Source organism: Thalassospira sp. MCCC 1A02898, from assembly GCF_001618185.1.
Classification (GTDB): Bacteria; Pseudomonadota; Alphaproteobacteria; order Rhodospirillales; family Thalassospiraceae; genus Thalassospira; species Thalassospira tepidiphila.
Window position 1 is genome coordinate 87,823 of sequence record NZ_LPXK01000002.1, and the last position, 26,508, is coordinate 114,330.

Consider the following 26,508-nt stretch of genomic DNA (forward strand, 5'->3'; position numbering starts at 1 on the left):
GGCCTTCTTAAATCGGGTTTGTTTTGGTGGTCGCGCCAAAGCCGCTGATAAATTGATAAAGGTTTTCTGCAAGTGTTTCACTAACATAACCACCTTCCTGCACCAGAACGGTCGGGCAGGAAAGGGTGCCAATTTTTTCGCCGATCCGGGCAAAACCGTCGGGGCTGACCGTCAATCCGCCAAACGGATCATCGCGTGATGCATCAAGGCCAAGCGCGATAATAACCGCATCCGCACCGAAATCGTCGATCTTCGCCAATGCCCGGTCAAGCGCATCAAGAAACACCGCATCACCACTGCCAAGGGGCAGGGGCTGATTATGGTTAAAGCCAAGCCCGTCCTGTGCGCCAAGTTCCTCGGCATGCCCCCAATAGAACGGATAAAAATCCATCGGATCAGCATGGATCGACAAAGTCATGACATCAGGCCGGTCATAGAAAATATGCTGGGTCCCGTTGCCATGATGCAAATCGACGTCAAGGATCGCTACGCGGTCATATTTGGTGCGGAGCTCCTCGGCGGCAATTGCACTGTTGTTCAGGTAACAAAACCCCCCGGCAATATTGCCACTGGCATGATGGCCCGGCGGACGGCACAGGGCATAGGCGGTATTCGCGCCCTGATCACGCACATGACGGGCAGCGGCAATTGCGGTTTGTGCGCTGGCATAGGCCGAATGCCATGTGGTGGGTGAGACCGGGCACGATGTATCGCCAAGATGAAAGCCCGCCTTGCCCGCCGGATGACGCGGGTAGGGGCCGTTGCGATCAAACGGGTGGATGTTTGGAATGACCTGTTCCGCACCCCCGACATCCTGCCATTCATCATGAATGGTCTGCAGGAAGTTCAGATATTGCGCATCGTGAATGGCGGCAATCGGGGCAAGCCCGGCGTCGTTGGGGGCATGAAGATCAAGACCCAGACGCCCGACCGCACCGCGCAGGATTTCTGCGCGTTCGGGGACTTCGGGGATCGGCTTTTTTTCGCCCGCGACAATGAATGTCTTGCCGTGATGGCGAAGCTGATCGTCTGAGAAATAGGCATGCATCATCTCTGCCGCCTTTCACATGAAGTGGTCAAACGGTGGTGGCTTTGTTGGGGTTGTCGTCAGAAGGCGACCTTGTCGCCGCCTTTCAGACCCAGGATCGCGCGTGCCTCGTCCGGAGTTGCGATTTCAAGCGACAACCCGTCAAGCACCTCGCGGATTTTGCGAACTTGCGATGCGTTGTCCGGCGCCAGTTCGCCCTTCTTGATATACAGGTTGTCTTCAAGCCCGACCCGCACATTGCCGCCCATCGCGGCCGACATGCTGCCAAGCGGCATCTGATGGCGTCCCGCCCCCAGAACAGAAAACTGATACTGATCACCAAACAGCTTGTCAGCGGTGCGTTTCAGATGCGCCAGGTTATCAGGATCGGCGCCAATGCCGCCTAGAACGCCCAACACGAACTGAATGAAGATCGGCCCCTTGATCAGGCCGCGATCGACAAAATGCGCCAGGGTATAAAGGTGCCCAACGTCATAACATTCAAATTCGAAACGGGTGCCATTGGCGTCACCCAGTTCGGCCAGAATGGTTTCGATGTCTGAAAACGTGTTCTTGAAAACAAAATCACGGCTGCTTTCAAGGAATTCCGGTTCCCAGTCATGTTTCCATTCATTGCGGCTGGCAAGGGCCGGGAACAGGCCGAAATTCATCGTACCCATGTTCAGTGATGCCATTTCCGGTGCCGCTTCGCGTGCGGCCCGGATGCGGTCACGAACATTCATGTTCATGCCGCCACCGGTCGAAATGTTGATCACCGCATTGGTTGCCGCCTTTATCTTTGGCAGGAACTGCATGAACACATCCGGATCCGGGCTTGGATAACCGGTTTTGGGATCACGTGCATGCAGGTGCAGGATTGATGCCCCGGCATTGGCGGCATCAATCGCCTGCGTTGCGATTTCATCGGGTGTGACCGGCAAATGCGGGCTCATGGACGGGGTATGAACCGATCCGGTAATCGCACAGGTGATGATGACTTTGCGGCTCATGCGAAGGCTCCTGCGACTTCGAGTTCGTCTTGCAGTTCGCTCAATGCCTTGCGCAGCGGCACAAGGATATCGGAAAACTGTTCCTTGGTAATCGTCATGGGCGGGCAGATCATGACATGATCGCCGCGATACCCGCCGCGTGTGCGGCGCCAGTAAATGATCAGGCCCATGTCATAGGCGATATCGACCAGTCGGGCTGCCGCCATATGTTTGGGATCAAGCGGTTCCATGCTGTCGCGGTCCTTGACCAGTTCAACCGCCAGCAACAAACCTTTGCCGCGCACATCACCGATCATTGCGAAATCATCGGCAAGCTTGGTCAATTCATCCTTGAGTGCCGCACCATTGGTCGCGGCATTTTCAAGCAGATTGTCCTCCTCGATCACATCAAGGACGCCATTGCCCGCCGCACAGGCCAACGGGTTGCCGGCATAGGTATAACCATGAATGAACCCGCCATGATCAAGCACCGGTCCAACAATGCGGTCGGGTGCGATCATCGCACCAAGTGGCGCGTAACCGGCGGCCAATCCCTTGGATACGGCAAGGATATCGGGCACGATGCCCCAATGCTCGGCTGCGAAATACTTGCCGGTTCGGCCGGCCCCCGTCATGACCTCGTCATAGATCAGAAGAATGCCGTACTGATCGCAAATCTCGCGAATGCGGCCATAGTAACTGTCCGGGGCAACCAGTGCGCCGGTGGCAGCCCCGCCAACAGGTTCCATGATGAAGCCAAGAACGGTTTCCGGGCCCTGTTTGATGATTTCGGCTTCCAGCATGTTGGCATATTTGATGCCGCGGTCATGATCGCTCAGATCATCACGATCAAGATAACACGTCGGTGCGGGAATTTTCGGCTGATCGACCATCATGGGGGCGAAGGGCGCATGCATCGGCGTATAGCCGGTGATGGCAAGCGCACCCAATGTCGCACCATGATAGCTCGGAAAGCGTGAAATGATTTTCGTGCGCTGTGCCTGGCCCTTGGCCAGTGCATATTGCCGGGCAAGCTTGATGCAGCTTTCAACCGCCTCCGACCCGCCAGAAACAAAGAATACGCGCTCAAGATCGCCTGGTGCACGGTCGGCAAGGCGGATTGCAAGGTCTTCGGCCGCGTCATTTTCGAAATGCAGGCGATAGGCGAAGCTGGCCTTTTCAAGCTGCTTGGTCATGGCGGCGATCACGCGCGGGTCGCTATGGCCGATATTGCTGACCATGGCACCGCTGGACGCATCGATATAACGTTTGCCATCAACGTCCCACATATAAACGCCTTCTGATCGCTCGATCAGCGGGCGACGGGACCGGCTTTGATAAAACAGACGGGATTCCCGGTTATGTCCGACGGGGCTTTTGGGATCATGCGTCATTCTGGTGGCTCTCCTGAACCGGCGGAGGATTAATCCTGATGGCCGGGTAACAACACACAATTACGGGCCGCGATATGCATGAAGATATCGGCCCCTTCCTTATGGGGGTGGGCATCAATCGGGTTGATGACCTGCCAGTCGCGGCCATTGGCCTCGACAAAGTAACGGGCCTGTTGGCCCAGATAGTCAACGGTTTTGACCTTGCCGGGGATCGAAATCACGCCATCGGTAGCGCGGTTTTCTTCGGAAAGGTCAATTTTCTCGGCCCGGATCACGGCGCGAACGTCTTTGGAATTCTTTGCCTTGGCGGTCTGTTCGTCCGTGGTCAGCAATGTCTCGCCGCTTTCAAGTGCCACTTGGGTAAAGGCGGCATCGGGGCTGCCGAGGTTGGCTTGGATGATATTGGAATGACCAAGGAAGTCGGCAACAAAGGCAGATGCCGGATTGTTGTAAACTTCCTCAGGCGCGCCTTCCTGTTCGACAAAACCATTATTCATGACAACCAGCTTGTCGGACATGGCAAGGGCCTCGGACTGGTCATGGGTGACGAACACTGTGGCGACGCCAAGCTCGCGCTGGATGCGTTTCAGTTCCACCCGCATTTCTTCGCGCAGATTGGCATCAAGGGCTGAAAGCGGTTCATCAAGCAGCAACACATCCGGTTCAATCACAATCGCACGCGCCAAGGCAATGCGCTGCTGCTGGCCACCGGAAAGCTGATTGGGATAGCGGTCTGCGACATGCGGCAACTGAACTAGATCAAGCGCCTTGTTGACCTTCTCGGCAATGTCGGCCTTTGAAACCTTGCGGTATTTCAGGCCAAAGGCGATGTTGTCAAAGATCGTCTTGTGCGGGAACAGGGCATAGTTCTGAAACACAAGGCCGAGATTGCGCTTGTGGATCGGCAGGCTGTTGACCCGTTTGCCGCGGATCAGAATATCCCCCTCGGTAATATCGGTCAGACCCGCAATCATGCGCAGCGTCGTTGTCTTGCCACAGCCCGACGGACCAAGGAAAGTTACAAAACTGTTGTCCGGGACGGTCAAATCAATGCGTTTGACGGCGGTGAATTCACCAAACCGTTTAACGACATTGTGCAGTTCAACAGCGTTTTGTCTGTCTGCCATTGTTAAATACCCTGTCTGAATTGCGCCGCACCCGACATAAGGCGGCAAGTCTGTCCTGGCCGGTTGTGCGCGGCCAGGACACAGTTTCAGGCAAGCAGGCGGGGCTTAGTAGCCGCGCTGCACACGCGAGAACGTTTTCGACCAGTCAGCTTCGTTTTCGTTCCAGTATGCCGGATCAAAGAAGCTAAGCGACGAAAGTGTTCCGCTCGGATCAAATGCCGGAAGGGTCGGGATGACCTCGCCCAGTTCGATCTTCTGCGGATCAAGGGCCGGCGGATAGCTTTGACCTTCGGCAACGGCAATCGCCACTTCCGGCTCCAGCATGAAGTTCAGAAGTTCTTCACAGGCCGCCATCGGGCTGCCACGCAGCACAAACAGGCATTCCTGCCAACCAAGGCCACCGGCCGGATCAAGATAGCCAATGTCATGGCCCTGATCCTGCAGTGCCTTGATGCGGCCAGACCAGCCTTCGGTGACATAGATTTCTTCTTCGGCCAGAAGGCTCATCAGTTCCGCCCCCGAAGACCAGTATTTCAGCGCAAGGTCACGGTGCGCGCGGACCATGTCCCAAACGGCTTCGATATTCTGAATGTTGTTCGGGTCCTGATCGGACTGCATTGCGCCGTACCAGATACGGGTTTTCCATTCGCCCCAGCCGCCGATTTTGCCTTTATAGGCTTCATCAACCATCAGCTTGGCACCCTTGGCCTTGGCTTCGTCGTCGCTGATATATTTGCGGTTATAGGCAATGCCGGTGGTGCCGTAATCATACGGAACGGCTGAAATCGTACCGCCGGTGATCTTGCGCAGCGGCTCGACCAGTGTCGGGATGACGTTTTTCAGGTTCGGAATGTTGTCTTCATTGAGTTCGGACGTCAGTTCCAGACCGTGATAGCGCGCATAGTCGAACACGCCCGACAGGTGGGCGAGGTTGAATTCGCCCGGCTGGCTGGCCTTGACGCGGGCAATATATTCGTCCGCACCGCCAAAGGTGCCCGAAACCACTTCAATGCCGGTTTTCTTGGTATAGGGCGCGAAGGCATATTTTTCGAATGCCTCGGAAACAACGCCGCCCCAACCATCAAAGCGGACCTGTTCCGGGGTTGCGGCCATCGCCTTGCGGGCCAGCATGCCCATCGGGCCGCCGGTGACCCCGGCAACAACGCCGGCCGCACCCAGTGCGGTCAGGAAAGTACGGCGGTTAATGTCCCCGTCGCGATAGCGATTAAGTAGGCGTTCATAACGTTTGGTATCGTCCATTTAAGGCCTCCTGATAAAACGATATATCCGTTGATCGGTCTTGTTGTTGGTCGTTGTTTTTTTGGTGTTGTTCTTGGTTTTGGCGGTTATCCGCATTGTGCAAAAAGTTATTTCGATGCGCCCACCTTGCGCATGGCCATGACCCGCGCAATCGATGCCGCCACCAGCGGCAGGGCAATGGTGAAGATCACCATCACAGCACCAAGCGCGTTGATTTCCGGGCTGATCGAGTTGCGCAGCATGGCAAAGATTTGGGTCGGGACGGTTTCAACACCGCCCGGCTTCCAGAACAGGGTGCCGGTGATGTCATCAAACGAAATGGTAAAGGCAAACAGCATCCCGGCCATGACGGCGGGCAACATCAAGGGCAGGGTCACTTCAAAGAAGGTCTGCACAGGTGTCGCGCCAAGGCTCATGGCGGCTTCTTCGACGTCGCGGCGGATGGAAACCAGACGCGCCTGAACCACCAGCACCACAAACGGCAGGGTAAAGACCACATGGCCCATCAACAGAAGCCCGAAGCTTTTTGGCATCGACAGGAACTGCAAAAACAGTAGGAGCGCCACAGCCAGAACGACTTCCGGGATCAGGATTGGGGCAACCAGAAGGGTCGAAATGGTCCGTTTCCCGGGGAAATCGTATCTGACCATGGCAAGGGCGGCGAGGGTGCCAAGTGTTGTCGAAATGGCGGCTGTCAGCACACCAAGCAAAAGCGACGTCTTGAACGCCCGCACAATCGCATCATTGTTCCAAAGCGCTTCAAACCAGCGGAGGGAAAAGCCCTCAATCGGGAAACTGCCGAACTGGTTGGCATTGAACGCCAACAGAATGACAACCGCTACCGGCGCAAACAGGAACAGATAGACAAGGATCGTGGCAATTCGGATTACTGACCAACCGGACATCATCATATCTCTCCCTTACTTGAAGCTCTTGGCGATCTGATCGATGCCGAGATAGCGGGTGTAAATGATGACCAGTGCGCCCAGAAGCGCCAGCAGCACGAGCGAGAGTGCCGAGCCAAGAGGCCAGTTGAGCTGTGTCACGATGGCTTCGAACACAAGGTTGGCAAACATCGCATCACGCGGCCCGCCAAGAACAATCGGGGTGATATAGGTGCCCGCCGCCAGCACAAAGCACAGCAACGATCCCGCCGCCAAACCGGGCATAGACAGCGGCAATGTCACTTCGCGGAAGGCCTGAAAGCCGGTGCAGCCAAGGCTTTGGGCGGCTTCGGTCAGGTTCTTGTCGATGCCATCAAGGCTGACATAGACATTGAGGATCATGAAGGGCAGCAGATAATGCACAAGGCCCAGAACCACGGTCTGCTGGTTATACAGCATCTGGATCGGGTCATCGATGATGCCGATTGATATCAAAAGGGTATTAAGCGCCCCTGATGTGCCCAGAATATTGATCCACGACATCGTTCTGATGATATAGCTGATCCAGAATGGCAACATCAGCAAAAGCAACAGGAACGCCTTGGATTTCATCCGCGTATTGGCAACGAAATAGGCCGGGATATACCCGACAAATGCGCAAATAACCGTGGTGTAAAAGGCAATCAAAAGGGTCTGGAACAGGATGTCGCGATAAAACCGGTCGCCCAGAACTTCAATCCAGTTATCGAGATAAAAGCCGACCTGATCCGCACCGGTCGCGGTGCGCAACCAGAATGAATAAACGACAATGAACAGCATTGGCACAATCAGCAGCAGGCTGATGGTTGCCAGTGATGGTGATAGCAGTACCCACGGAGTCCTGCGGGCTCCGGCGACATCTGCGGCCATTTGTGCCTCCCGTTATTGTCTGCGGTCAGTGCCGCACCCGGTTATTTGGCCGTGAAGAAATTTGTTGAAGGCATTCCAACCCAGACTTGCACATAGCACAAATAGATAAGTAGAATAGATCTCATAGCCAATATCTATGTGTGGTCCTAGAAATGTCGGAAAGGTCAGCAGAATGAATGAGTTAATGCGTCGGCAGTTCGACTGGAATCTGCTGCATACCTTTACCGTTATTGTCGAGGAACGCTCGATCACCGGGGCGGCCAACCGGTTATTGCTGCGCCAGCCCAGTGTCAGTAACGCGCTCAAACGGCTTGAAGATCAGATTGGCGCGCGTCTGATTGACCGTGAACGCGGCCGGTTTGAAGTGACTGAGCAGGGATTGGCGCTTTATCACGAATGTCGGGAAATCTGCGGTGCCATCCGGCGCTTGTCCGATGTGATGTCTGATAGCGGCAATCAGTTGACCGGACATTTGCATATGTGGCTGGCCAGTCATGTGGTGTTCCCACCCCTTGATGATGCTCTGTTTGAATTCAATCGTGCCCATCCCGAAGTCACCTATGAGATTGATGTTGCGACCTCGGTAAATGTCGTCGATCAGGTGCTGTCACAGCAGGCCAGTTTTGGCATCTGTCTGGTCAAGGAACGCCATCCCAGACTGGAATATCGCCGTTTGTATCGCGAACATTTCGGCTTTTTCTGTGGCCCGACCCATCATTTGTTCGGCCAAAAGGACCTGACCCTGGCCGATCTGCGCCGCGAGGCATTTGTGTCCTTTGCAACCGACCAGCTCAGTGATGCACTGGCCCCGGTCGCAGTCCTGCGCGCGCAGGAAGGCATGAAGGGCAAGGTGGTAGCGGTCAGCCCGCATCTTGAAGAAGTCCGTCGCCTGATCAATGCCGGGCTTGGCATCGGGCCTCTGCCGATCCACGTTGTACAAAGTGCGACCGACCGTGGGCAGCTTTGGCGCTTGCCGCCCTATATCGATCCGCCGGCGATTGATATTTATCTGGTGACCAACCCGCGCATGTCACTGAGCCGGGCGGAACGGTTCTTTATCGAAAACCTGACGGCGCGGTTGGATGCGGCACCGGACGGCTATTTTGTCTATCCATAGGGGCTGATTTGCCCCAATCACGTCATTGGGACTTGCCACCGGGCAGGGTCTTGCGCAAGCATGCGGGCAAATTGAAGTTTGTTGTCAGGAATAAACATGAAGCTGATCTATTTTTCATGGGTCAAGGACCGCATAGGTATGGCGGAAGAGGCCATTGACCTTCCAGATACCGTCAAAACGGTTGCCGACCTGCTGGCATGGCTGCCCGGTCGCGGAGAGAACTTTGCCAATGCCCTGGCGGATCCCGCGATCATTCGGGTTGCTGTCGATCAGGAATATGCCACGCCTGATACCGACGTCACAAAGGCCACCGAAATCGCACTGTTCCCGCCGGTCACCGGCGGGTAATTCATTCCTCATACAAAAGGGCGCCTTGTTTCCAGGGCGCCCTTTTAATCATCAGACTATTTGATCAGCTTAATCCGCAACCGATGCGGTTTGCGTCAAACTGTCAAAGAACTCCTTGCGGCCCAGCGTGCCGGTCACCTTGCCATCGCGGGTCAGGATGACCGGGTTCTGGGTGATCGATCGCATCTCGATCAGATCCTTCAGCAGCACATCCTCCTGCGCGACAAAGACAATCGAGTTGTCGGTTGCGTCCAGTTCATCGGGCAGGGTGCCGTCATAATTGATCAGCTTAAGCTCGCCGCGTTCGCCATTGTTGGCGGACCGGACAACGCCATCCTGAAGGGTGACGCGGATATTGGCGTCTTCGAGCAGGAACTCGGTATTGCCCGATTTCTGATCGCTATCAAGGCGATGCATGATCGCCCGTCCACGCAGGATATTGACCGGGTTCATATGCGCCACAAAGTCCGCAACATATTCGTTGGCCGGGCGGAGCGCGATGTCTTCCGGCGTGCCATGCTGCACGACATATCCACCTTCCATGATGGCAATCGAATTGCCGAGCTTCATGGCTTCATCAAGGTCGTGGCTGACAAACAGGATGGTTTTATTGAGCTTCTCCTGCAAATCCAGCAACTCGTCCTGCAGACGGTTACGGATCAGCGGATCAAGGGCCGAGAACGGTTCATCCATCAGAAGGATCGGCGCATCGGTGGCAAAGGCACGCGCCAGGCCAACACGCTGCTGCATGCCGCCGGACAGTTCATGGGCATATTTGTTTGCCCATTTATCCAGTCCAACAAGGGCCAGTTTTTCACGCACGATCTCGCGGCGCTCAAGCGGACCCATACCGCCCAGTTCAAGGCCAAAGCCGACATTGTCTTCAACCGTTCGCCACGGGAACAGGGCGAATTGCTGGAAGACCATGGCGACATTTTTACGACGCAGGTTCCGTAATGTTGTGGCATTGCAGCTCGTGACATCGACCATGTCATCGCCCGCCCGCACACGAAGTGATCCGCGTGACACGGCGTTAAGGCCATTCACACAGCGCAGAAGCGATGATTTGCCAGATCCCGAAAGGCCCATCAGGACACAAATCTCGCCTTCTGGAACGTCAAAACTTACATCGGCGACACCAAGAACATTGTTGGTGGCAGCCGCAATTTCTTCGCGGGTTTTGCCCTGATCAAGCAGTTCAAGTGATTCTGCCTGACGGTTGCCAAAGATCACATCAATCTTATCGAATTCAACAGCATTGCTCATGATCACTGCCCCGACTTTTCTTTGTGGTCACGACGGCAGATGCGGTCCAGCACGATGGCCAGAATCACAATTGCCAGACCGGCTTCAAAGCCTTGCGCGATATTCACCGTATTAAGCGCACGCACAACCGGCTTGCCAAGGCCGTCTGCCCCGACGAGGGCGGCAATCACCACCATCGACAGCGACAGCATGATGCACTGGGTCAGGCCCGCCATGATCGATGGCATGGCCGATGGCAATTCAACCTTGAACAGCAACTGGCGCGGCGTGCAGCCAAAGCTTTCCCCGGCTTCAAGAAGGGATTTCGGGGTGTTGGAAATGCCAAGATGGGTCAGGCGGATCGGGGCGGCAATCGCAAAGATCACGGTTGAAATAAGACCGGGAACGACGCCAAGACCAAACAGGATCAGGGTCGGGATCAGATACACGAATGTCGGGATCGTCTGCATCAGGTCAAGAACCGGGCGCATCGCCTGATGCAGCCACGGGCGGTGGGCGGATGCCACGCCAAGCGGCACACCGATCAACATGCAAAACAGCGTCGCATAGATCACCAGCGCCAGCGTTTCCATGGTTTCTTCCCAATAGCCAAGATTGACCACCAGCAACAGGGACAGAACAGTAAACGCCGTCAGTTTCCATGATTTATGCAAGACAGCGGCAAGCGCCCCGAAGACCGCAATGATCAAAAGGGCAGGCAGCCACACCAGAAAATCGATGGTGTTTTCAATAATGAATTCGAGAACATCCGAAACGGTATAGAAAACGAAATCGGCATGTTCGTTCAGCGCATCCATCAGGGACGATATCCACTGTCCCAGCGGAATCTTCGTTTCCGTGAGCCATTCCATGCGAAAAAATCCGTTCAATGAGAATTAAGAAAAATACATCCGATGCGCCCGCGTCGGCCGGAAGCCACAAATGGAAACCAGAGGCGGGCGCATCGGTAAAATCAATCGCGGTGCTTAAAGACCAAGACCGGATTTCAGGGCTGCTTTGGCATCGCCACCGTCAAAGGTGGTCACACCGTCAAGCCATGCATAAGCTGCATCCGGGTTGGCTTTAAGCCATGCGGTTGCGGCTTCTGCCGGGTCGGTACCTTCGTTCAGGATCGCGTCCATGATTTCGTTTTCCATGGCGAGGCTGAATTTCAGGTTGGTCACGAATTTACCCGCATTCGGGCATTCGTCGGTGTAACCGGCACGCAGGTTGGTGTGAACAGTCGCACCGCCAAAGTTCGGGCCAAAGACGTCATCGCCACCATCAAGATAGGCCATGTCGTATTTCGCATTCATCGGATGCGGTTCCCAACCGAGGAAGACGATGAACTGATCGCGCGATGATTTGCGGCTTACCTCGGCCAGCATGCCCTGTTCGGAGGATTCAACAAGTTCGAACTCGCCCAGACCGAACTGGTTGCTGTCGATCATGTCCTGGATAAGGCGGTTGCCGTCATTACCCGGCTCGATGCCGTAAATCTCGCCATCAAGCTGATCCTTGAACTTTGCAATGTCGGCAAAGTCCTTAAGACCCGCATCAAAGGCGTTCTGGCTCACAGCAAGGGTGTATTTCGCACCTTCAAGGTTGGCGCCGGTCGACACAACGGTGCCTTTATCAAGGTAGGGCTGAATATCGGCTGCCATGGTCGGCATCCAGTTGCCGAGGAAGACGTCAACGTCGCCATTGGCAAGGCTCGTGTAGGTGACCGGTACCGACAGCAATTCGGTTTCCGCGGTATAGCCAAGTGATTCAAGGATCACGGATGCGGTCGCCGTGGTTGCAGTGATGTCGGTCCAGCCCACATCAGAGAAAGTCACGGTTTTGCAGGCATCGCTATCGGCTGCTTTGGCAGCAGTGGCACCCAGAAGGGTGGTCGCAATAATGGTGCTGCCAAGAAGGCGGCCGAACGTGGAAAGATTGGTCATGCTTCTGGTTCTCCCTTGTATAAACCTGATGTTGCTGATGACCGGATTTGGCCGGTCACCAGAAGACGCTCGGTTCCGGAGGCCAGACGAACATCAACGCAACAAACATGTCGCCAACACTCGCCCAGAGCCATCAACCACATTCCCCTGAATGGGTGTGATGGGCCGGAATAATCACAAAAACAGCCGCATAGCCGCGCAGCAAAGGCCAAAAGCCCTGAGAAACGCGCCGCATATGTCGGCGTGTTTTTATTGATTGATTGTTCAATTAAATTACAGCATATTCACGAGACGTCAATTGCGAAGGATTAAAAACTGCGTCTTATGCTGTTGCACCGGCGGTAGAGCGCGTCGCTTTTAATCTGCATCATTTTGTTTGTTTTTGGCGTGTCGTTTGGCAAGGCACAGCGTGCAGAGCGATGCGGCGCATCGTTCAAACGGTGTAACGTCGCGAAACGCCGCCAAAATCAAACCCTTCGGGCCGGAACAGCCTTCCGCCCCACAGCGTCAAGATCATTGACCGTAGCCCCGCTACGCTCTGCTGATCTTTCCTTGTGCGACAGAAGGCTGCCTCCGGCAAAATGGTACAGATTAAATGCGACGCGCTCTGAACCCTTCGCAACGCAGAGGATTGGATGAATTAATGCCCAAAGTTGGTATGCAGCCTGTACGCCGCAGGCAGTTGATCGACGCAACGATTGAAACCATTCACCAGCACGGATTCGCCGACACCACGATTGCGCGGATCTCTAAGGCTGCCGGGATGTCGTCCGGGATTATTTCGCACTATTTTGGCGGCAAGAACGCCCTGTTGCAGGAAACCATGCGCTCCCTGATGAAGGATTTGCGCAATGACTACATGGTGCGACTGGCAACGGCCAAAACGCCGATGGACCGTCTCGAAGCGATCATCAATACCAACTTCAACGAAGAACAGTTCACCCCGCAGGTGACGGTGGCCTGGCTGTCTTTCTGGGCGCAGGTGCCGTTTTCCGATCAGTTGCGGCGTCTGAACAATATCTATTTTCAACGCCTTGCATCCAATCTGCGCCACGAGTTGCGTCAATTGACCACCGAAGAATGCGCAGATGAAATCTCGTCTGCAATTGCCGCCATGGTTGACGGCATCTGGGTGCGAACCGGTCTGTCACGCGGACAGGCCGACATTGCCGGGGCGCGCAAGATGGTGCTGGGCACCTTGCGCCTGTATCTGGCGAATTCGCCGAGCCCAAAGAAGCACGTAAAGAAGTAATCGAACCAAAACACAAAGACCACGGCTGCCGGTTGTCCCGGTGGCCTGCAGGAGTTTCAAGATGAGCCTTTATCAAATCCAGAATTTCATCAACGGCAAGAAGACTCAGGGTTCGGGCGCAGAGATGGTTACCCTTAACCCTGCGACCAACACGGTTCTGGCCAAGGGCCACGAAAGCACCGCTGCTGATGTTGATGCCGCGGTCAAGGCCGCACGCGCCGGTTTCGAAATCTGGAAAAACACACCAGCTGCCGAACGGGCACGTGTCCTTTTCAAGGCCGCCCAGATCCTGCGGGATCGCAATGATGAACTGGCGCTGGTTGAAACCCGTGATACCGGGCGTGCCATTCAGGAAACCGAAATTGTCGATGTGATTTCAGGTGTTGAATGCCTTGAATACTTTGCCGGTGTGGCAGGCAGCCTTGCGGGCGAACATATCGATCTTGCGGGCAACTTTGCCTATACCCGCCGCGAACCGGTTGGGGTTTGTGGTGCCATCGGTGCCTGGAACTATCCGATCCAGATCGCCTGCTGGAAAGCAGCCCCGGCACTGGCATGCGGCAACGCGGTTGTTTACAAGCCGTCCGAAACCACGCCGCTTTCGGCCATTGCAGTTGCCGAGGCCCTTAAAGAAGCCGGTCTTCCCGATGGCGTTTACAACGTTGTGCAGGGCGCGCGCGAAAGCGGTGCCGCGCTGGTGGAACATCCGGGCGTTGACAAGATTTCCCTGACCGGATCGGCCGCAACCGGTGCCAAGGTGGCCTCTGTTGCCGCAGGTGGCATGAAGGCCGTCACCATGGAACTGGGCGGCAAGTCGCCGATGATCGTGTTCGAAGATGCCGATCTGGATAACGCGGTATCGGGCGCGCAGATGGCGAACTTCTATTCATCAGGTCAGATTTGCTCGAACGGGACGCGTGTGTTTGTCCACGAAAGCGTTGCCGATGCCTTCATCGAAAAGCTGATCGCGCGTTCCAAGGATCTTGTTCTTGGCGATCCGGAAAAACCTGAAACCCAGGTTGGCCCGATTGTCACCAAGGCACAATACGAACAGGTCATGTCCTATATCGAAAAGGGCAAGGCAGAGGGCGCCAAATGCGTTCTTGGTGGTCATGCCGTCACTGAGGGCATGCCGGAAGGCGGACTTTTTGTTGCACCGACCGTGTTTGCTGGTTGCACCGATGACATGACCATCGTGCGCGAGGAAATCTTTGGCCCGGTAATGTCTGTCCTGACCTTCAGCGACGAAGACGAAGTGATCAAGCGCGCCAATGACACCGAATATGGTCTGGCCGCAGGCGTGTTCACCAAGGATCTGTCGCGTGGTCATCGCGTGGTCGCACGGCTTGAGGCCGGCACCTGCTGGATCAACACCTATAACATCACGCCGATCGAAATGCCGTTTGGCGGGGTCAAGAAATCGGGCGTGGGCCGCGAAAACGGCCGTGCGGCGATTGAATATTACACCCGCATCAAATCCGTTTATGTCGAAGCCGGCGATGTTGAGGCCCCTTACTAAGGGGCTTTGACCAACCAACGTCGCCAACCACTCACCGGCTGCCCACACAGCACGACCAAACAAGGGATCAGAAATGACGACCCCAACGACCACTGAAAAATATGATTATGTGATTGTCGGTTCAGGTTCGGCAGGGGCTGTGCTTGCCAACCGACTGACCGAAGATGCCGAGGTTAAGGTTCTGGTGATCGAAGCCGGACCAAAGGATCACTGGTGGGACTGGCGCATCCATATGCCGACCGCGCTGTCCTATCCTATGCAGTCGGAAACCTATAACTGGGCTTATTGGACAACGCCGCAGCCCAACCTGAACAACCGCCGCATGGAAACGCCGCGCGGGCGCGTTTATGGCGGTTCAAGTTCGGTCAACGGCATGGCTTATGTTCGTGGTCACGCCCTTGATTACAATCGCTGGGCCGAAGAAGACGCAAGCCTCAAGGAATGGGATTATGCACGCTGCCTGCCATATTTCCGCAAGGCCGATACGCGCAATGAAGACACCGAGGGCGATGAATATCACGGCGGTGATGGTCCGCTGCATGTGACGACCGGTGCCTGTCAGAACGACCTGCACAAGGCCTGGATCAAGGCCGGTCAGCAGGCGGGCTATGAATTCACCCCGGATCAGAACGGCTATCGCCAGGAAGGTCTCGGGACCATGGATATGACGGTTTATAAGGGCCGTCGCTGGTCAACCGCGCGCGCCTATCTGCATCCGGCGATGAAGCGCCCGAACCTGACCGTTTATCACAAGGCCTTCGCGCAACGTGTTGTTTTCGAAGGAAAACGGGCCATCGGCCTCGACTTTTTCCATGACGGCGAAAACAAGCGCGCCCTTGTTGATCGCGAAGTCATTATTTCGGCCGGTTCGATCAACTCGCCAAAGCTTCTGATGCTTTCGGGCGTTGGTCCGGCGGCGCATTTGCGTGAACATGGCATTGATGTTGTTCATGATTTGCCCGGTGTTGGTGAAAACCTTCAGGACCATCTTGAACTCTATGTCCAGATGGAATGCACCAAACCCATCAGCCTGAACAGCAAACTCGATTGGTGGAACAAGCTTAAGATCGGGGCGGAATGGTATCTGTTCAAAACCGGTCTTGGTGCCAGCAACCATTTCGAGGCGGGCGGCTTTATCCGTTCCAAGGCGGGCGTGCAGCACCCGGATATTCAGTATCACTTCCTGCCAGCCGCGATTAACTATAACGGCTCCAAGGCAGCCGAAGGCGATGGCTTTCAGGCCCATGTCGGTCCGATGCGTTCCAAATCGCGCGGTACGGTCCGTCTGGCGTCCGCCAACCCCAAGGATCGCCCGATCATTGATCCGAACTATATGAGCCACCCGGAAGATTGGGAAGAAATGCGCGCATCGGTGCGTCTGACCCGCGAAATCTTTGCCCAGGAAGCCTTTGCTGATCTGCGCGGGGCGGAAATTGCACCGGGCAAGGACATTCAGACCGATGAAGAGATCGACGCATTTGTCGCCGATCACGCCGAAAGTGCTTATCACCCGTCCTGTTCGTGCAAGATGGGCAGTGATGAGATGTCGGTGGTCGACGAGAAAACCCGCGTGCATGGCGTCGAAGGCCTTCGCGTGGTCGACAGCTCGATCATGCCAACCATCGCATCGGGTAACCTCAATGCCCCGACCATCATGATCGGTGAAAAGGCCGCCGACATCATCCGCGGTCGCACGCCGTTGGCACCATCGAATGCGCCATACTTCGTGCATCCGGAATGGGAAACCAAGCAGCGCTAAATTTGCGGGCTTTAAATAGTCTGATGATTATCCCCGGTTCATTTTTTGATGGATCGGGGATTTTTATTTCCGGTGATTGCAATCGGTTCCGCATCGGAGGATGATCATGGCATATTGTATGCAAATCCCGCGACGTACAGCGCCAACGAAGAAGTGCCGCCATGCAAGAAATCAGCCTGCTTAATTCCGTTATCGGTCCCGTTATGCGCGGGCCATCCAGTTCCCATTGTGCGGCACCCTATATGATGGCCAAGCTGGTGCGCGAACTTTCCTGTGCCAACGGTGAAACGCTTGGGCGTGCGGTGATCCGCTTTGATCCGCGTGGGTCCTTTGCGCCGTGCTACAAGTCGCAAAGCTCGGACGAAAACTTTGCCGCCGGGCTTGCCGGGGCCAAGCTGACCGATCCGGATTATCGTGAAATTCTTGGCCGGGTAGAGCAGGGCGAGGGCTTCCATTTCTCGATCGAAGTCACCGAGCTTGAAAACAACAACCATCCAAACCGTGTTGATCTTGAACTGAGTGTCACGACCCCGGATGGCGAGCAACGTACAGACCTCTATAGCGGCGCATCCGTCGGCGGGGGCATGTATTACATCGACGGTCGCAATGGCGAACGCCTGTTCATGACGGGGAAAACGGCAACCGTCTTTGTCTGGGGCCCGGAAGCGGTGGCACAGGCCGACGCGTTGGCAAACGAGCTGGCAGTTGGGGAAAACAGCCTGCTGGGTGTGTCGGTTGAACCCGATCACCAACGGGTTGAAATCGCGCTTCAGGCCTTGCCGAATGCCGACGTCCTGACGGCCATTCGAAACCGCGATGGCATTGCCGATGTGCGCTTTGCCGAAGCATCGCAATATCCGGTGTGCGCCACCGATGATCTGTTTTCCGAAAGTGCTGCGGTGATTGCAGTGGCGGATGATCAGGAAGGGGGCTCCATCGCCGATGCCGCGCTTGTGTTGGAGGCAAAACGCCTTGGGCTATCGCGCGAAGCCACCCGTGCGCTGTTTCGTGAACGCTGTGAACTGATGCTGCGTGTCGTGGCAGAGGGCTTTGATGCCAAGCCGGAAGACAACGTCATGCGGTTTCTGACACTTCGGGCCCGTACTGTCCGTGATGCCAACTTGCCCGCGGGGCTCGGTGGCCCGGTGTTGCAGGATGCCATGGCCGGCGCGCTGTCGGCGATGGAACGTGACAGCAACCGGGGCCTTGTCTGTGCCGCACCAACGGCGGGCAGTGCCGGTGTTGTGCCGGGCACGCTTTATGGCCTGATCCGCCATGGTATTGATATTGATGGTGCGACCGACGCGTTGCAAACCATGGCATTGATCGGGGCGGTGTTTGCCGCGCGTGGGACCTTTGCCGCCGAATGCGGTGGCTGTTCAGTTGAAACCGGGGCGTCGGCGGCAATGGCCGCCGCCGGGGTGACACAGGCCTATGGCGGCACGCCAAAGCAATGCTTTGATGCGGCCAGCATGTGTCTGATGAATACGCTGGGCCTTGTCTGTGATCCGGTGGGCGGGGATGTTGAAATCCCGTGTCATGCCCGAAATGTCGCCGGTGTGTCGCATGCCTTTTCTTCGGCGATGGCGGTTCTGGCCGGGTTTGACGCGGTGCTGGCATATGACGAACTGGTCGATCAGACGGTTAAGATCGGCAATATGATGCATCCTGATTTGCGCTGCACAGCGCGCGGTGGCTGTGCAGCCACCAAAACCGCCCTTCGCATGGTCGAGGCAGTTAGCCAAAAAACTTAAAACGCTGATTCTCAAAGGCCTGTTGCGTACCAACAGCAAAAATCAGTGCCGCAGGTATCACGCTTTGTTGGCCGCTTTGCGCAATCGTTCTGCCTTGACTTGGCCGGTTTTGGCATAATCGGCGAAAAGCGGATTTAAGGCCGGAAAAAGGGCAGTTTTTCCTTGATAGGTCGGCCGGATTGGGCAGGATAAGCCCACATCCATTTACAAATATGAGGGTTCCTCATGTTCACCCCGAACTTGCTGACCGCCAATGATAGGCCGGGTCAATATCCTGATTCCTATTACGCCGCGACGGCGAATGCGACCGCACCCTTCGCCAAGCTTGAAGGGGATCAGACCTGCGACATTGTCATCATTGGTGGCGGCTTTACCGGGCTGTCATCCGCACTTCATCTGTCTGAGCGCGGCTATGACGTCATCCTGCTTGAGGCGCACCGGGTTGGCTGGGGCGCGTCGGGGCGTAATGGCGGACAGGTCGGGTCCGGCCAGCGGCGTGAACAGGATGAACTTGAACAGATGGTCGGGCGCGATGATGCGCATAAGCTTTGGGATATCGCCGAAGAGTCAAAGGACGTCGTCAAGGCCCTGATTGCCAAGCATAATATCCAGTGCGACTGGAAGCCGGGCATTTTGCATGCCGATCACCGCGCACGCTTTGTCGAACATTCCCATGCCTACGCCGAAAAGCTTCAAACCGAATACGGCTATGAGGATATCCGGTTTGTCGACCGCGATGAAATGCGTGCGATGCTGGGCACCGAATTTTATCATGGCGGTTCGCTTGATACGGGGGCGGGGCATTTGCATCCGCTGAATTTCGCCCTTGGTCTGGCCGATGCCGCACGCGCGGCAGGCGCACGCATTTTCGAAGGCGCTGTTGTCACGTCATATGAAAATCAGGCGGGCAAGGTCACGGTGAAAACCAAGGATAGCAGCGTTGTTAGCGCTAACAAGCTTGTCCTTGGCTGCAACGGGTATCTTGATGCCTTGGATGATCGGGTGGCAAAACGTGTCATGCCGATCAACAATTTCGTCATTGCCACCGAGCCGCTTGGCGATGATCTGGCGCGCGAACTGATCCGTGATGATGTCGCGGTCGCGGACTCAAAATTCGTGATCAATTACTACCGGCTGAGTGCGGATAAACGCATGCTGTTTGGTGGCGGGGAGACCTATGGCTATAATTTCCCGCGTGACATCAAGGCGTTTGTCTCGCCGCATATGTTGGAAGTCTATCCGCAGCTTAAAGACGTCAAGATTGATTATGGCTGGGGCGGGACGCTGGCGATCACGATGAACCGCATGCCGTTTTTTGAGAAGATTGAGGATAATGTCTTTACCGCTTCGGGCTATTCCGGGCACGGGGTTGCGATGGCAACCCTTGCCGGGCAGATCATGGCCGATGCGGTTTCTGGCACCATGGAACGGTTTGACGTGATGGCCAACATCAAAACCCCGGTGTTCCCGGGCGGGAAAATGTTGCGCTTCCCGATGCTGGTGGCCGCGATGCTGTGGTATTCGATCCGCGACAAGCTTTGATCTGATGTGACGTGATGGAGAGCTTAGCGCTTTGTATGGCGCTAAGCCATTTTACGTCCTTCGTCTTCGTCTTTCTCTTTTTTGTTCTGGGCACTGGTGTCCTGATCACCGGTGTCGGGCACCGTGGTATTCTGGTTGCCCGTATCGGGCGTACTGTCAGGGGTGCGGGCGCCAGATGGGTCTGCATCCGCTGCATCGGTCTTAACGACCTGTGTGTCTTGGCCCGTATTATCGGATGCGCCGCGTGCGGTCAGAAGTGCCTTGGTGCGTTCCCATTTTTTAGGGTTCAAAGCCAAAGTGGTCGCGTCGCTGAACGATACGTCATACCCGCGGTTCAGGGCTGCCTGCATTGTTGCCTTGACGCAGAAATCGCCGTCCAGACCCACGATAATCAGTTTGCCGACTTTCTGACGATCTAGAACGCGATCAAGCTCTGGTTCGCTAAACCCGTCCGCACGTGCCTTGACGATATCGTGGTCGATATCGCCGTTGATCCGTTCATCAAGATCAAGGCCCTTGGACTTGGGGCTGCCACGACCTTCATTCAGGAGCTTTACGAGAAAGTTGATGTACCAGCCACGGAATGTCTGGCGGATCGAGATCACCGGCGTTCCATTGGCATTGGCGGCTTCAACCAGTTTATTGATTGCAGTGATCAGTTTATCGACCATGTCGGCCGGATAGGCATGCTTGCCATCCGAACTGGTGAAATCTTCCTGGACGTCAACGATCAGAAGGGCACTATTGGAGCGCTCTGCGAGATTGATCTTTCTGCCCTTGCTGGGGGCGAGGTGATGGCGTTGGCCATAGATGGTGTAGGCGATGGCGCCCACCAGTAAAATGACAATAAGAGTGATCACCGACCACATGTCCAGGCTCTCCGTTTCGTCGTCTCAGGTCGCTTCGTAAATCTACTTTGCAATCGGACTTAAAGACCATCGGTGAACCGGGCAGTTCAGGTGCGGTAACGCACTGAACCACACCCGACCACTTTGGGACGGGTGTTCCAGGCCAGATGTATCCAATTGTCAGAATGCCGGATGCCGCATTGCGGCGCGTCCATTGGACGTCACGAACAGAGCTATTTTTTTCTACTCTTCCAGCATTCTTCATAACCACATGAAATCGCAATCATTTAAATTTGTCAACTTAGCCGACAAAAAGCAAACCCGCGGTTTTGCGGGGTGCGTGGTTATGTGTGTCTGATTGCCTAACGTTTCAGAATCAGTTTGGTTCCCAACTTGATACCGGGTCATAGCGTTCGCCCTTGGACAGGATCACGCCATTATGGGCGGCAATGCCGACTTCAAAGCTTGAAGCGATGCGAAGGGCCCGTTCCATGAAATGTCGGGCGGCGGGTTCTTCGCAATATTCCGAAAGGGTTTGGGCAAAGAGTTGCAACCAGCGGTCAAAGTGATGACGGGTGATCTTGAGCGGCAAGTGCTTTTGCATCGGGCGCCCGTCATAGTTGCCTGTCGCAAGCGCGACCGAGGACCAGAACATCACCATGCGATCAAGATGGTGGTCCCAGTTATCGACCTTTTCATCAAACACCGGACCCAGCAGGTCGTCATCGCGCACCTTGGCGTAAAAGCCATGCACGATGTTCTTGATCATGTCCGTATCAATGCCGGTATCTTCCTTGATACGCCGCGTGGCAATTTCGCGACGTTCCTTGATTTCGGCAAGGGTTGGCTGTTTTTCGGACATGGTAAAGGGCCTCTTTTGCGCATCAACTGGAACCGCTTTAAACGACGAAGCGATTTTCGGACATGACATATGTCACTTTGTGTCCGAACGCAAACAGATCACCGATAACGGCAAGGCCGTTCAGGCAAAGCGATCATGCAGACCGTAATAGCGATAGCCGATAGAACGCGCCACACGCCGGAATGACGCCATCGGGAATTTATCCATCGGGGTCGTCAAGACAGCGCCCAGATCCTCTTCATCGCAGATGCCCAGCATCCGTTCTGCCAGAAGCTTGCCACCAAGACTTGCCATCGCCACCCCGTTGCCATGCCAGGCAAGGGCAGTCCAGACATCGTGATGCCCAGGAACCCGACCGATATAGGGCCGCCAGCTTTGTGACAGGCAGGCAAGCCCGTTCCAGTGATGGGTAAAGGCAACATCGTGCCAGGCCGGGAACATGCGTTTGAAATTATCGAGCAGATCCTGTTTGCCTGCGGCAAAGGCCTTGGGTGTTGCGGTAATCCCGCCGCGTCCACCAAACAGAAAACGATTATCAGGCAGCTTGCGGAAATAATGCAGCAGGATGCGGCTGTCAAAAGCCATCAGGTCACTGGTCCAGCCTTGATTTTCCAACTCATCCGGGTGGAGCGGACGGGTAATGAGAATACCCGAAAAGACAGGCATCAAGCGCCCGCCAATCCAGTCGGGCAGGTTTTCCGCACTATATCCGTTGGTGGCGATGACGATCTTGGCGGCAGTGATTTGGGGGTTGCCAGCATAAAGGCGATAGGTGTCGCCATCTTCCTCAAACCGTTCGATGGTTGCCTGTTCGAATATCCGAACACCCGCGCGAACGCATTGTTCATGCAAGCCCGAAAGATACTTCATCGGGTTGATGCCAAAACCGGCCTGAACATGCAAACCGCCATACGTTTCCGCCGCGCAAAGTCCGCGTTCCTTCAATGCGTCGCGGCTTAGCAGTTCTGTCGGGATGGTTGTGAAATGGGATAGTTCCTGTGCTTCATGGGCCAGTTCGGCGACGCGGTTGGGTTTATGCGCCAGAACCACTTCGCCGTCAGAATGGCGATCCGCATCAATGGCCCAGTCATTCAGGCGTTGATCCACCAGATCGATGGCATCGCGTTGATGACGGGCGAACTGTTTGACCGCGTCTTCACCAAAGGTCTTCGCCAGTTGGCCAAATCCCTTACCACTGCCACCCATGCAACAAAAACCACCATTGCGCCCCGACGCGCCCCAACCGGATCGACCGGCATCAAACACCGCAACACTGGCGCCGTTCTTTGCCAGTTCCAGGGCCGTCGACAGGCCGCAATAACCGCCACCGATGATGGCGATATCGGTATTAAGCTGGTCTTCTTCGGGCAGGGTTTCACAGGCAGGAAGTGGTGATGCACTTTCGACCCAATAGCTGTCAGGCAGGGTATCGGTGCGATAGGCGGCAGGTTGATAGATACGTTTTAGCATGGTGGGCTCTTTTGGGGCTTGGCTTGGGTGAGGGGCGTTGGAAAGTGCATGCCTGTGAGGCAGGCTTTGGTTGGCGGTTTATTATCGCTGTAATCAAAATACCCGGCAATGATAACTCATGCCGGGTATTTGTATAAGTTACTGTAATCGAAACCGGATTACATTTTGCCAAGTTTCTTCGCGGTCTCGTCAAAGGCGGCACGCGCCCGTTTGACCAGCTCGTCGATTTCTTCCTTGGTAATGCAAAGCGGCGGCGACAGCACCATGCGATCACCACAGGCACGCATGATCACGCCATTGGCCACACAGGCATCGCGGCACATGGTGCCAACGGTGCCCGGCTTGTCAAACATCTTGCGGGTTTTCTTGTCATCCACCAGCGGCATACCAGCAATCAGACCGACGGTCTCGACCGCACCGACCAGCGGGTGGTCTTCAAGGGTTTTCAGTGCCTTGGCGAAATACGGGCCTATATCGTCCTTGACGCGTTCGACCATCTTTTCTTCACGCAGGATACGAATGTTTTCAAGTGCGACCGCCGCACATGCCGGATGACCGGAATAGGTGAAGCCGTGGGTGAATTCACCGCATTCATTGATCAGGACATCGGCAACCCGATCGCCAACCATAACCGCCGAGATCGGCAAATAGCCCGAAGACATGCCTTTTGCCATCGGCATCAGGTCCGGCTTGATGTCAAAGGTGTCCGAGCCAAACCATTCGCCGGTCCGGCCAAAGCCGCAAATGACTTCGTCCGCAATCAGAAGGATGTCGTATTTCTTGCAGATACGCTGAATTTCCGGCCAGTAGGTTGACGGCGGAATGATCACGCCACCAGCACCCTGGATCGGTTCACCGATAAAGGCGCCAACGCGGTCTGCACCAAGTTCCTTGATCTTTTCTTCAAGCTTGCGGGCTGCAATCAGGCCGAATTCCTCGGGGGTGTGATCGCCGCCTTCGCCGTACCAGTATGGCTGATCGATATGAACGATATCGCGCACCAGCGCACCGCCCTGCGAATGCATGCCCGACATGCCGCCAAGCGACGCACCGGCAACGGTGGAGCCGTGATAGGCGTTCTTGCGGCTGATGATGGTGGTACGTTCCGGTTTGCCCTTAAGGTTCCAGTACTGGTGCACCATGCGGACAACCGTGTCGTTCGCTTCCGAGCCGGAATTGGCATAGAAAACGTGGTTCAGGCCTTCGGGCGTGATTTCGGCAAGAACTTTGGAAAGCTCGATCGCCGGGGTATTCGCGCACTGGAAGAAGTTGTTGTAATAGGGCAGTTCAAGCATCTGCTTGTAGGCTGCTTCGGCAAGTTCCTTGCGACCGTAGCCGACATTGACACACCACAGACCAGCCATGCCATCAAGATAGCGTTTGCCGTTGGAATCTTCGATAAAGACGCCTTCGGCACGTGTGATAACCCGGGTGCCACGATTGTTCAGGTCCGCCGTATCGGTGAACGGGTGAATGTGGTGAGCCTGATCAATATCCTGCCAATAGGCGGTTTTGTCGAAATTATTCATAACGTCTCCTGACAGCGGCGCTGCTCTGCTTTCGTGCGATATGTTGAACATCTGACCTTAGTGTTCGTTTTTTCGAACACCTTTGCAAGAGGATTTTTCGACAATCTTTTTGAGGAATTCAAGGTCAGTTTTTGTTACCTGGCGGTCGATGTGAGTGGTCTGTGCTACTGAGCCATCCTGTCGCGCCAGAAAATTGTGCATTGCATGATTTGCACGATATATCGAACGAAGGGGCTTGACCGGGGCTATCCGGCGCGGCACGATGCGTTACAGTTTAATAACAGGCCTTCTCTGGGAGTATATGACGATGAACAAGTCGTTCGTCGAAGACAGTAGGGCGGAAGCCCAACGATTCTTTGAAGAAAATCCGGATGTCGAACTTGTTGAGTTGCTCATTCCCGACATTAACGGCGTGTTTCGCGGCAAGCGAATCAGCAAACAGAAATTCCTTAAAAGCTTTAGCGAAGGTGTAACGCTTCCGGGCTCCATGTGCCTGGTTGATATCACGGGTGACAACCCCGAAGGCACGGGCCTTCTTTGGTCGAGCGGTGATCAGGACAATCTGGCAAAACCGATCCCGGGAACCCTTTGCCGTGTGCCTTATGGTGAACTGCCGCTCGCACAGGTGATGATGAGCCTGTATAACCTTGACGGCACCAAGTTTTTTGCTGATCCGCGCAATGTGTTGCAGGGCGTCGTTGATCGCATGGCGGCCGATGGTTTTTATCCGACCGTGGCACTTGAACTTGAATTCTATCTTGCCGATCAGAACCAGGAAACCGCCGCACCGCTGCCGCCGCAGCCGCTTGGTGGTGGTATTGCGTCTGATGGCGTGCAGGTTTATGGCCTGCAACAGATCGAGGATTTTGAAAAAGTCCTGCATGATGCGGTTGCCGAACTGAACCGTCAGGGCATTCCGGCCGATACCATCGTTGCCGAGGCAGGCCCGGGGCAGTTTGAAATCAATCTTGGTCACGTGACCGATCCGATGATGGCGGCAGATCACGCCATGCAGCTCAAACGCGTGGTTAAGGGGATTGCCTGGGATCACGGCGTGACTGCGACCTTCATGGCAAAACCCTATTCCGATCAGGCGGGCAACGGCCTGCATGTTCATGTGTCGCTGCGCGACAAGGATGACAATAACGTCCTGTCGCCGGTAGGTGACGAGGAAGTGTCGGACAATCTGCGCTTTGCGATTGGTGGCCTGCAGGAAAGCATGTTTGAAAGCATGGCGATCTTTGCACCCAACCCGAACTCCTTCCGCCGGTTCCAGAACAAGGCCTATGCGCCGATGTCACCGAACTGGGGTTTGAACAACCGGACCGTCGCCCTTCGTATTCCGGCTGGCAGCCCGAAGGCTGCGCGTGTTGAACACCGTGTGTCGGGTGCCGATGCCAACCCGTATCTGGTTCTGGCGTGTGTTCTGGCTGGAATGCATCACGGCATGAAGAACAAACTTGATCCGGGCGAGCCCACAGTTGGCAACGGCTATGAACAGCATGACGGACGCATTGTTCCGCGCAGCATGATTTCGGCCCTCGATCGCTTTGTCGAAGGCGATATCGTCAAGGAATATCTCGGCGAACGTTTTGTCGAGGTGTTCGATATCTGCCGTCGTGCCGAATATGACGAATTCTTTGCCGAAGTCACCCAGCTGGAATATCGCTGGTATCTCGACGCGGTATAACCAGACAAAACAACAATAAAGTTTGACAGGGAAAAGA

At 55.4% G+C, this 26,508-nt stretch carries 22 protein-coding genes; 8 read left to right on the forward strand and 14 right to left on the reverse strand.

Annotated elements, in window-relative coordinates:
• Nucleotides 1-7: 7 nt before the first annotated feature.
• The 7 genes from AUQ41_RS04245 to AUQ41_RS04275 all read right to left on the reverse strand — a co-directional run bounded on the left by AUQ41_RS04245 (nucleotide 8) and on the right by AUQ41_RS04275 (nucleotide 7,590).
• Nucleotides 8-1,051, reverse strand: coding sequence for a histone deacetylase family protein (locus AUQ41_RS04245; protein ID WP_143588721.1), 1,044 nt, complete (start codon nucleotides 1,049-1,051; stop codon nucleotides 8-10).
• Between the two features lie 56 nt (nucleotides 1,052-1,107).
• A complete protein-coding gene (locus AUQ41_RS04250; RefSeq protein ID WP_063086921.1) occupies nucleotides 1,108-2,037 on the reverse strand; it encodes a 3-keto-5-aminohexanoate cleavage protein in 930 nt (309 codons plus the stop codon).
• Nucleotides 2,034-3,410: an aspartate aminotransferase family protein gene (locus AUQ41_RS04255; RefSeq protein WP_063086922.1), complete on the reverse strand. Its 1,377-nt coding sequence runs from the start codon at nucleotides 3,408-3,410 to the stop codon at nucleotides 2,034-2,036. The genes AUQ41_RS04250 and AUQ41_RS04255 overlap by 4 nt, the downstream gene beginning before the upstream one ends.
• A gap of 29 nt (nucleotides 3,411-3,439) precedes the next feature.
• Complete coding sequence (locus tag AUQ41_RS04260) at nucleotides 3,440-4,537, reverse strand: ABC transporter ATP-binding protein (RefSeq protein ID WP_063086923.1); 1,098 nt, start codon at nucleotides 4,535-4,537, stop codon at nucleotides 3,440-3,442.
• Nucleotides 4,538-4,642: 105 nt separating this feature from the next.
• Nucleotides 4,643-5,797 (reverse strand): PotD/PotF family extracellular solute-binding protein, encoded by a 1,155-nt coding sequence (locus AUQ41_RS04265; protein WP_063086924.1) that lies wholly within the window; start codon nucleotides 5,795-5,797, stop codon nucleotides 4,643-4,645.
• A 107-nt stretch (nucleotides 5,798-5,904) separates the two neighbouring features.
• Nucleotides 5,905-6,708, reverse strand: a complete 804-nt coding sequence (locus AUQ41_RS04270; RefSeq protein WP_232308306.1) for an ABC transporter permease — start codon at nucleotides 6,706-6,708, stop codon at nucleotides 5,905-5,907.
• A gap of 9 nt (nucleotides 6,709-6,717) precedes the next feature.
• Complete coding sequence (locus AUQ41_RS04275) at nucleotides 6,718-7,590, reverse strand: ABC transporter permease (RefSeq protein ID WP_063086925.1); 873 nt, start codon at nucleotides 7,588-7,590, stop codon at nucleotides 6,718-6,720.
• A gap of 172 nt (nucleotides 7,591-7,762) precedes the next feature.
• Here AUQ41_RS04275 and AUQ41_RS04280 point away from each other — a divergent pair, with 172 nt between their 5' ends.
• Entirely contained in the window at nucleotides 7,763-8,707 is a 945-nt protein-coding gene (locus AUQ41_RS04280) for a LysR family transcriptional regulator (protein WP_232308307.1), read from the forward strand.
• A gap of 96 nt (nucleotides 8,708-8,803) precedes the next feature.
• On the forward strand, nucleotides 8,804-9,055 hold the full coding sequence (gene moaD / locus AUQ41_RS04285) for a molybdopterin converting factor subunit 1 (protein WP_063086927.1): 252 nt from the start codon (nucleotides 8,804-8,806) through the stop codon (nucleotides 9,053-9,055).
• Between the two features lie 69 nt (nucleotides 9,056-9,124).
• On the opposite strand, the gene choV is transcribed toward moaD, so the two are convergent.
• The 3 genes from choV to AUQ41_RS04300 form a co-directional block, all read right to left on the reverse strand.
• Nucleotides 9,125-10,321, reverse strand: a complete 1,197-nt coding sequence (choV, locus tag AUQ41_RS04290; RefSeq protein WP_063086928.1) for a choline ABC transporter ATP-binding protein — start codon at nucleotides 10,319-10,321, stop codon at nucleotides 9,125-9,127.
• 2 nt (nucleotides 10,322-10,323) lie between these two features.
• Complete coding sequence (choW, locus tag AUQ41_RS04295) at nucleotides 10,324-11,172, reverse strand: choline ABC transporter permease subunit (RefSeq protein ID WP_008891859.1); 849 nt, start codon at nucleotides 11,170-11,172, stop codon at nucleotides 10,324-10,326.
• A gap of 114 nt (nucleotides 11,173-11,286) precedes the next feature.
• Nucleotides 11,287-12,246 carry a choline ABC transporter substrate-binding protein gene (locus AUQ41_RS04300; protein ID WP_063086929.1) on the reverse strand — a complete coding sequence of 320 codons (960 nt, stop codon included), beginning with the start codon at nucleotides 12,244-12,246 and terminating at the stop codon, nucleotides 11,287-11,289.
• Nucleotides 12,247-12,889: 643 nt separating this feature from the next.
• Here AUQ41_RS04300 and betI point away from each other — a divergent pair.
• From betI to AUQ41_RS04325, 5 genes are all read left to right on the forward strand, one after another.
• Complete coding sequence (gene betI / locus AUQ41_RS04305) at nucleotides 12,890-13,498, forward strand: transcriptional regulator BetI (protein ID WP_063086930.1); 609 nt, start codon at nucleotides 12,890-12,892, stop codon at nucleotides 13,496-13,498.
• A 61-nt stretch (nucleotides 13,499-13,559) separates the two neighbouring features.
• The gene (gene betB / locus AUQ41_RS04310; protein WP_063086931.1) at nucleotides 13,560-15,017 is read left to right on the forward strand and encodes a betaine-aldehyde dehydrogenase; all 1,458 of its coding nucleotides are present in this window, start codon (nucleotides 13,560-13,562) and stop codon (nucleotides 15,015-15,017) included.
• 73 nt (nucleotides 15,018-15,090) lie between these two features.
• Nucleotides 15,091-16,776, forward strand: coding sequence for a choline dehydrogenase (gene betA / locus AUQ41_RS04315; RefSeq protein ID WP_063086932.1), 1,686 nt, complete (start codon nucleotides 15,091-15,093; stop codon nucleotides 16,774-16,776).
• Between the two features lie 161 nt (nucleotides 16,777-16,937).
• Nucleotides 16,938-18,530, forward strand: a complete 1,593-nt coding sequence (locus AUQ41_RS04320) for an L-serine ammonia-lyase, iron-sulfur-dependent, subunit alpha (RefSeq protein ID WP_063086933.1) — start codon at nucleotides 16,938-16,940, stop codon at nucleotides 18,528-18,530.
• Nucleotides 18,531-18,755: 225 nt separating this feature from the next.
• Nucleotides 18,756-20,072: an FAD-binding oxidoreductase gene (locus AUQ41_RS04325; RefSeq protein WP_063086934.1), complete on the forward strand. Its 1,317-nt coding sequence runs from the start codon at nucleotides 18,756-18,758 to the stop codon at nucleotides 20,070-20,072.
• Nucleotides 20,073-20,113: 41 nt separating this feature from the next.
• On the opposite strand, the gene AUQ41_RS04330 is transcribed toward AUQ41_RS04325, so the two are convergent.
• The 4 genes from AUQ41_RS04330 to AUQ41_RS04345 all read right to left on the reverse strand — a co-directional run bounded on the left by AUQ41_RS04330 (nucleotide 20,114) and on the right by AUQ41_RS04345 (nucleotide 24,781).
• Nucleotides 20,114-20,941 carry a cysteine hydrolase family protein gene (locus tag AUQ41_RS04330; RefSeq protein WP_063086935.1) on the reverse strand — a complete coding sequence of 276 codons (828 nt, stop codon included), beginning with the start codon at nucleotides 20,939-20,941 and terminating at the stop codon, nucleotides 20,114-20,116.
• A gap of 355 nt (nucleotides 20,942-21,296) precedes the next feature.
• The gene (locus tag AUQ41_RS04335) at nucleotides 21,297-21,782 is read right to left on the reverse strand and encodes a group III truncated hemoglobin (RefSeq protein WP_063086936.1); all 486 of its coding nucleotides are present in this window, start codon (nucleotides 21,780-21,782) and stop codon (nucleotides 21,297-21,299) included.
• A 120-nt stretch (nucleotides 21,783-21,902) separates the two neighbouring features.
• Nucleotides 21,903-23,252 carry an FAD-binding oxidoreductase gene (locus AUQ41_RS04340; RefSeq protein ID WP_063086937.1) on the reverse strand — a complete coding sequence of 450 codons (1,350 nt, stop codon included), beginning with the start codon at nucleotides 23,250-23,252 and terminating at the stop codon, nucleotides 21,903-21,905.
• A gap of 158 nt (nucleotides 23,253-23,410) precedes the next feature.
• Nucleotides 23,411-24,781 carry an aspartate aminotransferase family protein gene (locus AUQ41_RS04345; protein WP_063086938.1) on the reverse strand — a complete coding sequence of 457 codons (1,371 nt, stop codon included), beginning with the start codon at nucleotides 24,779-24,781 and terminating at the stop codon, nucleotides 23,411-23,413.
• Nucleotides 24,782-25,088: 307 nt separating this feature from the next.
• Here AUQ41_RS04345 and AUQ41_RS04350 point away from each other — a divergent pair, with 307 nt between their 5' ends.
• Nucleotides 25,089-26,471, forward strand: a complete 1,383-nt coding sequence (locus tag AUQ41_RS04350; RefSeq protein WP_063086968.1) for a glutamine synthetase family protein — start codon at nucleotides 25,089-25,091, stop codon at nucleotides 26,469-26,471.
• The last annotated feature ends 37 nt before the right edge of the window (nucleotides 26,472-26,508 follow it).

Bases quoted from the DNA above. Each gene is read 5' to 3' on its own strand.
- AUQ41_RS04260 (WP_063086923.1), bottom strand. From the start codon at position 4,537: ATGGCAGACAGACAAAACGCTGTTGAACTGCACAATGTCGTTAAACGG.
- AUQ41_RS04250 (WP_063086921.1), bottom strand. From the start codon at position 2,037: ATGAGCCGCAAAGTCATCATCACCTGTGCGATTACCGGATCGGTTCAT.
- AUQ41_RS04270 (WP_232308306.1), bottom strand. From the start codon at position 6,708: ATGATGATGTCCGGTTGGTCAGTAATCCGAATTGCCACGATCCTTGTC.
- AUQ41_RS04335 (WP_063086936.1), bottom strand. From the start codon at position 21,782: ATGTCCGAAAAACAGCCAACCCTTGCCGAAATCAAGGAACGTCGCGAA.
- betA (WP_063086932.1), top strand. From the start codon at position 15,091: ATGACGACCCCAACGACCACTGAAAAATATGATTATGTGATTGTCGGT.
- AUQ41_RS04325 (WP_063086934.1), top strand. From the start codon at position 18,756: ATGTTCACCCCGAACTTGCTGACCGCCAATGATAGGCCGGGTCAATAT.
- betI (WP_063086930.1), top strand. From the start codon at position 12,890: ATGCCCAAAGTTGGTATGCAGCCTGTACGCCGCAGGCAGTTGATCGAC.
- choW (WP_008891859.1), bottom strand. From the start codon at position 11,172: ATGGAATGGCTCACGGAAACGAAGATTCCGCTGGGACAGTGGATATCG.
- AUQ41_RS04340 (WP_063086937.1), bottom strand. From the start codon at position 23,252: ATGCTAAAACGTATCTATCAACCTGCCGCCTATCGCACCGATACCCTG.
- AUQ41_RS04280 (WP_232308307.1), top strand. From the start codon at position 7,763: ATGAATGAGTTAATGCGTCGGCAGTTCGACTGGAATCTGCTGCATACC.
- moaD (WP_063086927.1), top strand. From the start codon at position 8,804: ATGAAGCTGATCTATTTTTCATGGGTCAAGGACCGCATAGGTATGGCG.
- AUQ41_RS04255 (WP_063086922.1), bottom strand. From the start codon at position 3,410: ATGACGCATGATCCCAAAAGCCCCGTCGGACATAACCGGGAATCCCGT.
- AUQ41_RS04300 (WP_063086929.1), bottom strand. From the start codon at position 12,246: ATGACCAATCTTTCCACGTTCGGCCGCCTTCTTGGCAGCACCATTATT.
- AUQ41_RS04265 (WP_063086924.1), bottom strand. From the start codon at position 5,797: ATGGACGATACCAAACGTTATGAACGCCTACTTAATCGCTATCGCGAC.
- AUQ41_RS04350 (WP_063086968.1), top strand. From the start codon at position 25,089: ATGAACAAGTCGTTCGTCGAAGACAGTAGGGCGGAAGCCCAACGATTC.
- AUQ41_RS04330 (WP_063086935.1), bottom strand. From the start codon at position 20,941: ATGTGGTCGGTGATCACTCTTATTGTCATTTTACTGGTGGGCGCCATC.
- choV (WP_063086928.1), bottom strand. From the start codon at position 10,321: ATGAGCAATGCTGTTGAATTCGATAAGATTGATGTGATCTTTGGCAAC.
- AUQ41_RS04275 (WP_063086925.1), bottom strand. From the start codon at position 7,590: ATGGCCGCAGATGTCGCCGGAGCCCGCAGGACTCCGTGGGTACTGCTA.
- AUQ41_RS04320 (WP_063086933.1), top strand. From the start codon at position 16,938: ATGCAAGAAATCAGCCTGCTTAATTCCGTTATCGGTCCCGTTATGCGC.
- AUQ41_RS04345 (WP_063086938.1), bottom strand. From the start codon at position 24,781: ATGAATAATTTCGACAAAACCGCCTATTGGCAGGATATTGATCAGGCT.
- AUQ41_RS04245 (WP_143588721.1), bottom strand. From the start codon at position 1,051: ATGATGCATGCCTATTTCTCAGACGATCAGCTTCGCCATCACGGCAAG.
- betB (WP_063086931.1), top strand. From the start codon at position 13,560: ATGAGCCTTTATCAAATCCAGAATTTCATCAACGGCAAGAAGACTCAG.